Genomic DNA, 9,553 nt, shown 5'->3' on the forward strand with positions numbered 1-9,553 from the left:
TTTTCGCTTCCATCAGGGCTAAAAAGCAATTTTTGAAACCTTCTGCAATCGAATAATCAAATAATCGAATAACCCGAATACACACAAAATGAAGCCAAGCATACCAAAAGGAACCCGTGATTTTTCGCCAGCAGAAGTAGCAAAACGCCAATACATTATTCAGAAAATGAGAGCTCATTTCGAGAAATTTGGTTTTCAACCTATCGAAACACCTTCGTTTGAAAATTCTGAAACCTTAATGGGAAAATATGGTGAAGAAGGAGATAGATTAATTTTTAAAATATTGAATTCTGGGGAATATATATCTAAATTTAACGAAACTTTAGTAGATTTTATTAGATTTTCAGTAATATATCATAAAGATTATTTAAAAAAGGCAAACGAATTTTTTGATTTGAAAGATTATGATTTATTATATAAAAAAAATCTTTCCTTACATTTAAAAAGTAAAAATTTATTTATTTTTAAAGACGGAACAATATCAGAAATTGAATTATTAGATGATGTTTTTTATTTAATTATTAAAAAACTTAATAACGATGATTTACTATCTAAATCTGATTCTCAATTGGATGATTTTGTAAAATCAATTTTCGCTGATTTTTATTATGGAATAAAATATAAACATTTAACAGGTTATATCTCTGAAAAAGCACTTCGTTATGACTTAACCGTTCCTTTTGCAAGATATGTTGTACAACATCAAAATGACATTGAATTTCCTTTTAAACGTTACCAGATTCAGCCTGTTTGGCGTGCTGACCGTCCGCAAAAAGGGAGATTTAGAGAGTTTTATCAATGTGATGCCGATGTGGTAGGGTCAACATCTTTATGGCAAGAAGTAGAATTGGTACAATTGTATGATTCCATTTTTACTGATTTAGGGTTAAATGGTGTGACTATCAAAATTAATAACAGAAAAATATTATCCGGAATCGCCGAAGTAATTGGTGCATCGGACAAATTAATAGATTTTACAGTAGCGTTAGACAAACTAGATAAAATAGGTGAAGACGGCGTAAAAAAAGAAATGATCGAAAAAGGAATTTCTGAAACTGCAATAGAGAAAGTACAACCTTTATTCAATTTTACAGGCTCTATTTCTGAAAAAATAACGAAATTATCTGTTCTACTTACTGATTCCATTGAAGGAATGAAAGGTGTTGAAGAATTGCAATTTATTTGCGATAATGTTTCTGATTTAGGACTGACTTCAGCTATTTTAGATTTAGATGTAACACTTGCTCGAGGATTAAATTATTATACAGGTGCTATTTTTGAAGTAGCTCCGCCAAAGGCTGTTTCGATGGGATCTATAGGAGGCGGTGGTCGTTATGATGATTTAACTGGGATTTTCGGGCTTAAAAACATGAGTGGCGTCGGGATTTCTTTCGGATTAGACAGAATTTATTTGGTTATAGAAGAATTAGGATTGTTCCCAGAAACAGTAACTACAACTTCTAAAGCTATTTTCTTGAATTTTGGACAAGAAGAAACCAAATATTCAATGAAAGCTATTACTGAATTGCGAAAATCAGGTGTAAAAATCGAATTGTATCCTGACAATGTCAAAATTGCTAAACAGTTTCAGTATGCAGAGAAACGTGGCATTCCTTTGGCTATAATTGTTGGCGATGACGAGATGAAAAACAATCAGTTTTCTGTAAAGAATTTGGTTTCTGGGGAACAACAAAAACTTTCTTTTGAGGAATTGAAAAAATTGCTCCAATAAATTTTATACCTGACAGGTTTTAAAAACCTGTCAGGTAATGTTAAGAATTAAGAATTTTAAGATTTTTCCTTCGTCGAAATGATAAAAACTTATTTACTTCTAGGATGGAAAGCTTGTAAGACTTGACTTAAATGTTTTCTATCTACATGCATATAAATTTCGGTAGTAGTTATCGATTCATGTCCTAGCATGAGCTGAATAGATCGTAAATCGGCACCATTTTCGAGTAAATGTGTGGCGAACGAATGTCGGAAAGTGTGCGGACTTATTACTTTATTCAGATCAATTTCAACAGCTAGATTTTTTATAATTGTAAAAATCATTGCTCTGGTCAATTGTCTGCCTCTTCGGTTTAAGAATAAAGTATCTTCGTAACCTTTTTGAATTGACAACAAATTTCTATCCGTATTCTTATAAATCTGAATATATTTTTGAGTATGCTCACTTATAGGCACAAATCTTTGTTTGTTTCCTTTTCCTGTTATTTTTATGAATCCTTCATCAAAAAATAAATCGGAAATTTTTAGGGAAACCAATTCCGAAACACGTAAACCACAAGCATAAAGTGTTTCTAACATGGCGCGATTTCGCTCACCTTCATTAATTGTCAAGTCGATAGCAGCAATCAATCTATCTATTTCCTCAATATTTAATGTGTCGGGAAGTTTTCGTCCCAATCTTGGTGTTTCTATAAGTTCTAACGGGTTGTCAGGGCGATAATCTTCGAAAATGAGATAATTAAAAAAACTTTTTAATCCCGAAATAGTTCTAGCTTGCGAACGTGGATTGACACTTTTAGAAATCTCGTAAACAAATTGCTGAATTGTTTCTTCATCTATTTTTATTGGGGAAATAGTAATACTATTATCTAATAAATAGTTACTTAATTTTTCTATATCCAGAACATAGTTATCTATAGAATTTTTAGACAATCCTCTTTCTATTTTAAGATAGGATTGAAAGTTTTTGATATAATTACTCCAGTTCATTATTGCAAAGTAACAACTTTTTAAGCATAAAAAAACCACGCTTATAGCGTGGTTTTCATTTATAATATTCTGAATATTAGAATTGGTAACCAATTCTAACTCCACCAATAACATTTGTAGTAATACCTGAAGATTTACCTCCAGCTATGTTAACATTTGGTTGAGCAGTTTCAGTAATTTCAATATCTTTATTTTTACCAGTAATAATGTTTAAACCTGCTTCAACACCTAAAAATAATTTTTTAGCAATGTAATAATCAGCTCCAGTTAATAATCTTAATCCGAAGTAATTACCTCCATTATTACTAAAGTTACCTGTAGCTTGATCTTGATTAGCACCATCAACATTGTAAGAATAACCATTTTCTGTGTATTCTGTTTTAGCTCCTTTGAAACCAATTAATAAATCAGCTCCAGCATAAGTTGATAATCTTTCAGTACCAGCAAAATGTTTCTCAACACCTAAGTTTAAAGTTAAATTAGAGTTTTTGTCGATTGTTGTTGCAACATTACTTGGATTTGAATTATCTATAGCTTCTGTTCTACTAGAATTTGTAGCAAAACCTAAACGTAATCCTAAATCATCTTTTAGGAAATATCTAAACTTTAAAACACCTGTATTAAGGTTAAAGTCAGCATTGTTTAAACCTCCTGTTAAACCAACCTCAGTTGTAACTGTACCTTTTGTAGGTTTGTAAGAAGCGTCATCTTGCGCATTAGCAAATCCGAATGCAAATACTGCAACTGCAGTTAATAATACTTTTTTCATTTTTTTTGTTTTTAAAATTTTGTGCAAAACTACATTTTTTTTATTACCTAATTAAAAAAATGTAAAAAAATATTCACAAAAAAACCATTTGTAAATTAACACGAATGGTTTTCAACATATTACATAATAAACTTTAGAATTTTAAAGCAAGACCTGCCATAACTTTAACTCCTCCAAGAGTTGTTTTTCCTGTATACTCAACAGAATCAACGTTTTGTTTAGATTTCAAGCTATTCCCTTCGTATCCTACATTTAAGATAACACCTACAACATCAGTAAAGTAGTAGTTACCACCTACATTAACACCATAGTTTAAACCTGAATATTTAGTTTTTTCAGTTCCATAATCTATACCCAAAACTGTTTTGTCTTTACCAGTTGTGTAACCAACAGATGGACCAGCATAAACATTATATTTATCAGCATTTAAGAAATAGTATCTTCCTGATACAATTACTTTAAAAGTAGATAATGATGGATCTGAATAATAACCATAACCATCATAATTTTTTGGAGTTAATACTGATGTACCAACTTCTAAACCGATACCAGCACTAAAACTTTCTGCAATACCATACTGAAAATTAGCTCCAAATTGAGCTCCAGTAGCAGTAGCTTTAAACTTCTCTGAACCAGCTTCGTCAGCTTTATCAGTAGCTGTTCCTGATAAAAATCCCCCCATAACATTTACATGCATTGTTCCTGCTTTGTTAGATTGTGCATTTGCAAATGTGAAACCACACACAGCAATAGCTGTAAGTAATACTTTTTTCATTGTTTTATTTTTTAAAATTAATGAAGTAAAATTATTAAAATCAAATGATGGTTAATCTGCAGTTAGCAAAAGTTATTAACAATTTAATACTTATTTAGTAGTCAAATACTTATATATTATAGCTGTTTTAAATCTAACTGAATTTGGTTAGGTCTATTTATGATTTGGACTACAAGATTAATTCTTTGTTTAGTATATTTATCTTCACTTACAGGTATTACGGGCTTTTTTATTTTTATTTAAAAATGTTTAAAGAAATATTTTTAAATATATTTTTAAATATTAAAACTCTAGTTTATAAGAAAATTGTTGAAAAGCTAAATGTAGAGCGATACTACTTTATCTAAATAATTGGGATAATCTGACGTTATTCAAAATTTATATTTAATCAAGCTAATAGTTGCAATATAAAATTTGTTGAACTACCAATTTAATTGGAATGCTTTTTTTATTTTTACAAAAAACAAACAATGAAAATTATTATCATAAACGGGCCAAATCTTAATCTTTTAGGAAAACGAGAACCAGAAATATATGGAAACCTAGATTTTTCAACTTATTTTGAAGACTTAAAAACTAAATATCCTTCGGTCGAATTAATTTATTACCAAAGTAATGTAGAAGGAGAAATCATCAATAAGCTACAAGAATTTGGTTTTACTTATGACGGAATAATCCTTAACGCTGGTGCTTACACACACACTTCAATAGGAATTGGAGATTGTATAAAAGCAATAACAACACCTGTAATCGAAGTGCATATTTCGAACACTTTTTCTCGTGAGACTTTCCGACATCAATCTTATATTTCTCCGAATGCAAATGGGATAATTATTGGCTTTGGATTAAAAAGTTATGAATTGGCCATACAAAGTTTTGTTAATTAATTTCTTACTTTATAAAGATGATTTTAATTTTGTAGTCACTAACTAAAAGCATTATGAAAAAAAATATTTTATTTCTTCTCTTCCTATCTTCATTTTTTTCTAATGCTCAAATAAAGGGTTTAGTAACAGATGCTAATAATATTTCTCTTCCCTCAGTTACTGTTTTTATAGAAAATTCCTATAATAATACCTCAACAAACGAAAAAGGTTTTTACGAATTGAATATAAAAAAAACAGGTAAATATATGGTTGTTTTTCAATATTTAGGTTTTAAAACCAAAAAAATCCCTATTACTATTGAAACTTTTCCATATGAATTAAATATAAAATTGACAGAAGAAAACTTCACTCTAAATGAAGTCGTTATAAATAACCAGGAAGATCCAGCCAAACAAATTATACGGAACGCCATAGCCGCAAAAAAGGAAAACTCAGCTAAAACTGCAAAATACAATGCCGATTTTTACTCTCGTGGGCTCATGAAAATAAAAGATGCTCCCAAGAAAATTTTAGGACAAGATTTGGGCGATTTTGAAGGTGCCCTAGATTCTACTAGAACGGGGATTTTATATTTATCGGAAACTGTCTCTAGATTAAATTTTCAGAAGCCCGATAAGATGAAAGAAACTATAGTGGCTTCAAAAGTAAGCGGAAAAGACAATGGTTTTAGTTTTAATAATGCTGCTGCTGTCGATTTTGATTTCTATGAAAATTACATAATTTTTAATATCAACGTGATTTCTCCACTTAGCGATAATGCTTTTAATTATTATAAATTTAAAATTGAAGGTAGTTTTTACAACGAAGACAAACAACAAATAAATAAGATAAAAGTAATTCCACGTCGTGACACCGAACCAGTAGTCGAAGGATACATTTATATTGTAGATGATTCGTGGGCCATTTATGCAGTCGATGTAAACCTAAAAGGCTACCGAATGCAAACTCCTGCGCTGGATAATCTAGTATTAAAACAAAGTTTTAGCTATAATAAAATGGATAATATTTGGACTAAAAACACACAAAGTCTCGATTTTATTGCCGGATTACTAGGAATTAATGTTTCAGGAAAATTCACTTACGTATATAGCAATTTTGAATTTGAACCTAAATTTGACAAAAAGACATTTACGCACGAAGTACTCACCTTCGAAAAAGATTCAAACAAAAAAGAAGATAGTTTCTGGAATTCTATTCGTCCAATTCCATTAACTATAGAAGAAAGTACCGATTATGTGAAGAAAGACAGCATTCAAACATTAAGAAAATCCAAAACATATCTAGATTCGATAGATAGAAAAGAAAATAAATTTCATTTACAACAAATTTTATCCGGTTACAGTTATAAAAACTCTTACAAAAATACAACTATAAATTATAGCGGACCACTAACCTCATTAAGGTTCAATACGGTTCAAGGCTATAATTTATCCGCAGATTTGTCCTATACCAAACGAAATCCAGACGACAGAACTTACACCAATTTTGGAACAAAATTTAATTATGGTTTTGCAGAAACTAAACTAAGAGCAATTGTCGATTTTTCTAAAAAATTCAACAATCATAACAATGCATTTTTAGCTATTTCTGCTGGAAGCGAAGCAACTCAGTTTAATGAAAAGAAACCAATTTCAGATATTGTAAATTCTATTAGCACCTTGTTTTTTAAGGATAATTATATGAAATTATTTGACAAGAATTTTGTCAAATTAAGCTATAGTCAAGAAGTTGTAAATGGTTTTTCTATTTATACCAATTTCGACTATTCTGAAAGAAAACCATTGTTTAATAATACGGATTTTACAATCATAAAAAATGATGATTTATACACTTCAAATAATCCGTTATTGCCTTTAGACAATTCGACTACAGCCATTGTAAAACATAATTTGGCAAAAGGAAAAATAACTGGGAAAATAAATTTTGATCAAGAATATTGGACACGTCCTGACGGAAAATTTAATATTCCAAATGATAAATATCCTGTTCTTTATTTTACATACGAAAAAGGTTTTGCTGGAAGCCAAAACAGTTATAATTTCGATTATTTAGGAGCAAAAGTAACGCAAGATTTTGCATTAGGAAACAAAGGACATTTAGGCGTAAATATGACTGCTGGAAAATTCTTCAATGCAGCTAATATTTCCTTTGTAGATTACAAACATTTTGCTGGAAATCAAACTAGAATAGGACAAACTAATGATTACCTGAATGTTTTTAACTTGATGCCTTATTATACAAATAGTACCAATGATGCTTTTTTTGAAACGCATTCAGAATATGATGACAAAGGATTTATTATTAATAAAATCCCATTGTTAAATAAATTAAAATCAAATTTAATTTTAGGCTATCATAATCTTTCTGTTCCTAATAAAACGCCTTATCATGAATTTTCTGTAGGATTAGATAATTTAGGTTTCGGGAAATTTAAAGTTTTTAGATTGGATTATGTTCGATCATATCAAAATGGTTTTCAGACCGATGGTGTGATTTTTGGGTTGAAATTTTTGAATGTTTTGAATTAATGGTAAATTAACCAAGTTTAAAGTTTTCTTACATGCCCTTAAATGATAAACTAGTTAGTAAAAAACTCGTGGTTTAAAATCTCACTTTTTAAAAAATACATCATATCCAAAACGGATTAAAGTTCCAACAACAACTAGCAGAAAGAAAATTCTAATAAACCCATTTCCTTTTTTTAGTGCTGTTTTCGCGCCCAACCAACCGCCAAAAGCATTGCAAAAAGCCATGGGAATTGCCATTGCCCAAATGATTTTTCCTTTCAAAATAAATAAAGTAATCGAGCCAATATTTGAAGCTACATTGACCATTTTTGCATTGGCAGAAGCGTGCAAAAAGTCGAAACCAAGAATTGTAATAAACGCTACTACAAGAAAACTTCCCGTTCCAGGACCAATAAAACCATCGTAAAAACCAATAAATGAACTGATAATAATACCAAAAAGTATCATTCTAGTTTCTGATATTTCTTTGATTTGGTGTTGGCCAAAATCTTTTTTGATAAAAGTATAAATGGCTAATAAAATTAGGATACCAAACAACAATGGTTTCATAAAATCATTACTTACCAGTGTTAATAATTCCGAGCCAAAAAAAGCAAAGCCACAGGAAAACAAAGCCATAATGACTAATAATTTCCAGTTCATGGTTACATTCTTCAAATAATGAAAAGCAGCAACGCTCGTGCCACTAATTCCTGGAATTTTTAATGATCCCGTTATTGACGAAATAGGGAAATTAGGTAATAATATTAACGCTATTGGAGTCTGAATTAATCCGCCGCCGCCGACTACTGCATCTACAAATCCAGCAAAAAACGAAGCAATGCAAAGTAAAATAATGATATAGGTTTCCATATTTAAAAAATAAATCCCAAAGCAAGCGCAATGGGATTTGTTAGTATTATATAAGCCATGGCGGACTTTTTCTGTTACTTCCAGCGTTATAAATTATAATGATATTATTGTCTAAATCTTTTAATCTAGCTTCTCGCCATAACCAAGGTTTATCTTCCGGAAGATCATTTATAATAAAATCATTTTCTAGAAGTTGACTTATTTTAACATCAACATTATCAACTTCAAAATAAATCCAAGTTCCATTATTTAACTCTTCATTTCTATGTAAAGAAAAAGTAGCATCTCCATTGATACATTCAAATCTTGCATATTCAGGTAAAGATTTAACAATAAGATTTAAACCCAATTTTTGATAAAATAGAATAGATTGCTCTACATTTTTAACTGAAATTGTAACTTGATTTAAGTTCATTTATTCTCTTACAATATTTGCTCCAATGGCTCTCAAACGTTCATCAATACGTTCGTAACCACGATCTATTTGCTCTATATTTTGAATAATACTTGTTCCTTTTGCAGTAAGCGCAGCAATTAACAAAGATATTCCAGCTCTAATATCTGGTGAAGACATAGTAGTTGCTTTGAGTTGTGATTCGAAATTATGTCCCATAATTACTGCTCTGTGCGGATCACAAAGCATAATTTTTGCGCCCATATCTATTAGTTTGTCTACAAAAAACAAACGGCTTTCGAACATTTTTTGATGTATTAAAACATCACCTTTTGCTTGCGTAGCAACTACAAGAATAATACTCAATAAATCGGGCGTTAATCCTGGCCAAGGCGCATCGGCAATGGTAAGAATAGAACCATCGATATCAGTTTTTATTTCGTAATTTTCGTGAGTTGGAATATAAATATCATCGCCTCTTTTTTCTAAAGTAATTCCTAATTTTCTAAAAGTATTTGGGATAATACCCAAATTGTCCCACGACACATTTTTGATCGTAATTTCGCTTCTTGTCATAGCCGCAAGACCAATCCAAGAACCAATTTCAATCATATCAGGTAAAATTCT

General features: G+C 30.3%; 8 protein-coding genes and 1 pseudogene. 3 read left to right on the plus strand and 6 right to left on the minus strand.

Annotated features, from left to right (window positions below):
* The first annotated feature begins 88 nt into the window (after positions 1–88).
* Positions 89–1,732 (plus strand): histidine--tRNA ligase, encoded by a 1,644-nt coding sequence (gene hisS, locus ABI549_RS06910; RefSeq protein ID WP_348075728.1) that lies wholly within the window; start codon positions 89–91, stop codon positions 1,730–1,732.
* Positions 1,733–1,821: 89 nt separating this feature from the next.
* On the opposite strand, the gene xerD is transcribed toward hisS, so the two are convergent.
* From xerD to ABI549_RS06925, 3 genes are all read right to left on the minus strand, one after another.
* Entirely contained in the window at positions 1,822–2,721 is a 900-nt protein-coding gene (xerD, locus tag ABI549_RS06915; RefSeq protein ID WP_348075729.1) for a site-specific tyrosine recombinase XerD, read from the minus strand.
* Between the two features lie 76 nt (positions 2,722–2,797).
* Positions 2,798–3,490 (minus strand): hypothetical protein, encoded by a 693-nt coding sequence (locus ABI549_RS06920; protein WP_348075730.1) that lies wholly within the window; start codon positions 3,488–3,490, stop codon positions 2,798–2,800.
* 133 nt (positions 3,491–3,623) lie between these two features.
* Positions 3,624–4,265 (minus strand): hypothetical protein, encoded by a 642-nt coding sequence (locus tag ABI549_RS06925; protein WP_348075731.1) that lies wholly within the window; start codon positions 4,263–4,265, stop codon positions 3,624–3,626.
* 470 nt (positions 4,266–4,735) lie between these two features.
* Between ABI549_RS06925 and ABI549_RS06930 the strand changes: the two genes are divergently transcribed.
* Both ABI549_RS06930 and ABI549_RS06935 read left to right on the plus strand, forming a co-directional pair.
* Positions 4,736–5,152, plus strand: a complete 417-nt coding sequence (locus ABI549_RS06930) for a type II 3-dehydroquinate dehydratase (protein ID WP_348075732.1) — start codon at positions 4,736–4,738, stop codon at positions 5,150–5,152.
* Positions 5,153–5,205: 53 nt separating this feature from the next.
* The gene (locus ABI549_RS06935; RefSeq protein WP_348075733.1) at positions 5,206–7,680 is read left to right on the plus strand and encodes a DUF5686 and carboxypeptidase regulatory-like domain-containing protein; all 2,475 of its coding nucleotides are present in this window, start codon (positions 5,206–5,208) and stop codon (positions 7,678–7,680) included.
* Between the two features lie 81 nt (positions 7,681–7,761).
* On the opposite strand, the gene ABI549_RS06940 is transcribed toward ABI549_RS06935, so the two are convergent.
* From ABI549_RS06940 to ABI549_RS06950, 3 genes and pseudogenes are all read right to left on the minus strand, one after another.
* Entirely contained in the window at positions 7,762–8,532 is a 771-nt protein-coding gene (locus tag ABI549_RS06940) for a TSUP family transporter (RefSeq protein ID WP_348075734.1), read from the minus strand.
* A gap of 46 nt (positions 8,533–8,578) precedes the next feature.
* Entirely contained in the window at positions 8,579–8,947 is a 369-nt protein-coding gene (locus ABI549_RS06945; protein WP_348075735.1) for a VOC family protein, read from the minus strand.
* Positions 8,948–9,553, minus strand: a pseudogene (locus ABI549_RS06950) (UDP-N-acetylglucosamine 1-carboxyvinyltransferase); the annotation flags it as partial.

Source organism: Flavobacterium sp. (assembly GCF_039932285.1).
GTDB lineage: Bacteria > Bacteroidota > Bacteroidia > Flavobacteriales > Flavobacteriaceae > Flavobacterium.

Bases quoted from the DNA above. Each gene is read 5' to 3' on its own strand.
- hisS (WP_348075728.1), top strand. From the start codon at position 89: ATGAAGCCAAGCATACCAAAAGGAACCCGTGATTTTTCGCCAGCAGAA.
- xerD (WP_348075729.1), bottom strand. From the start codon at position 2,721: ATGAACTGGAGTAATTATATCAAAAACTTTCAATCCTATCTTAAAATA.
- ABI549_RS06920 (WP_348075730.1), bottom strand. From the start codon at position 3,490: ATGAAAAAAGTATTATTAACTGCAGTTGCAGTATTTGCATTCGGATTT.
- ABI549_RS06925 (WP_348075731.1), bottom strand. From the start codon at position 4,265: ATGAAAAAAGTATTACTTACAGCTATTGCTGTGTGTGGTTTCACATTT.
- ABI549_RS06930 (WP_348075732.1), top strand. From the start codon at position 4,736: ATGAAAATTATTATCATAAACGGGCCAAATCTTAATCTTTTAGGAAAA.
- ABI549_RS06935 (WP_348075733.1), top strand. From the start codon at position 5,206: ATGAAAAAAAATATTTTATTTCTTCTCTTCCTATCTTCATTTTTTTCT.
- ABI549_RS06940 (WP_348075734.1), bottom strand. From the start codon at position 8,532: ATGGAAACCTATATCATTATTTTACTTTGCATTGCTTCGTTTTTTGCT.
- ABI549_RS06945 (WP_348075735.1), bottom strand. From the start codon at position 8,947: ATGAACTTAAATCAAGTTACAATTTCAGTTAAAAATGTAGAGCAATCT.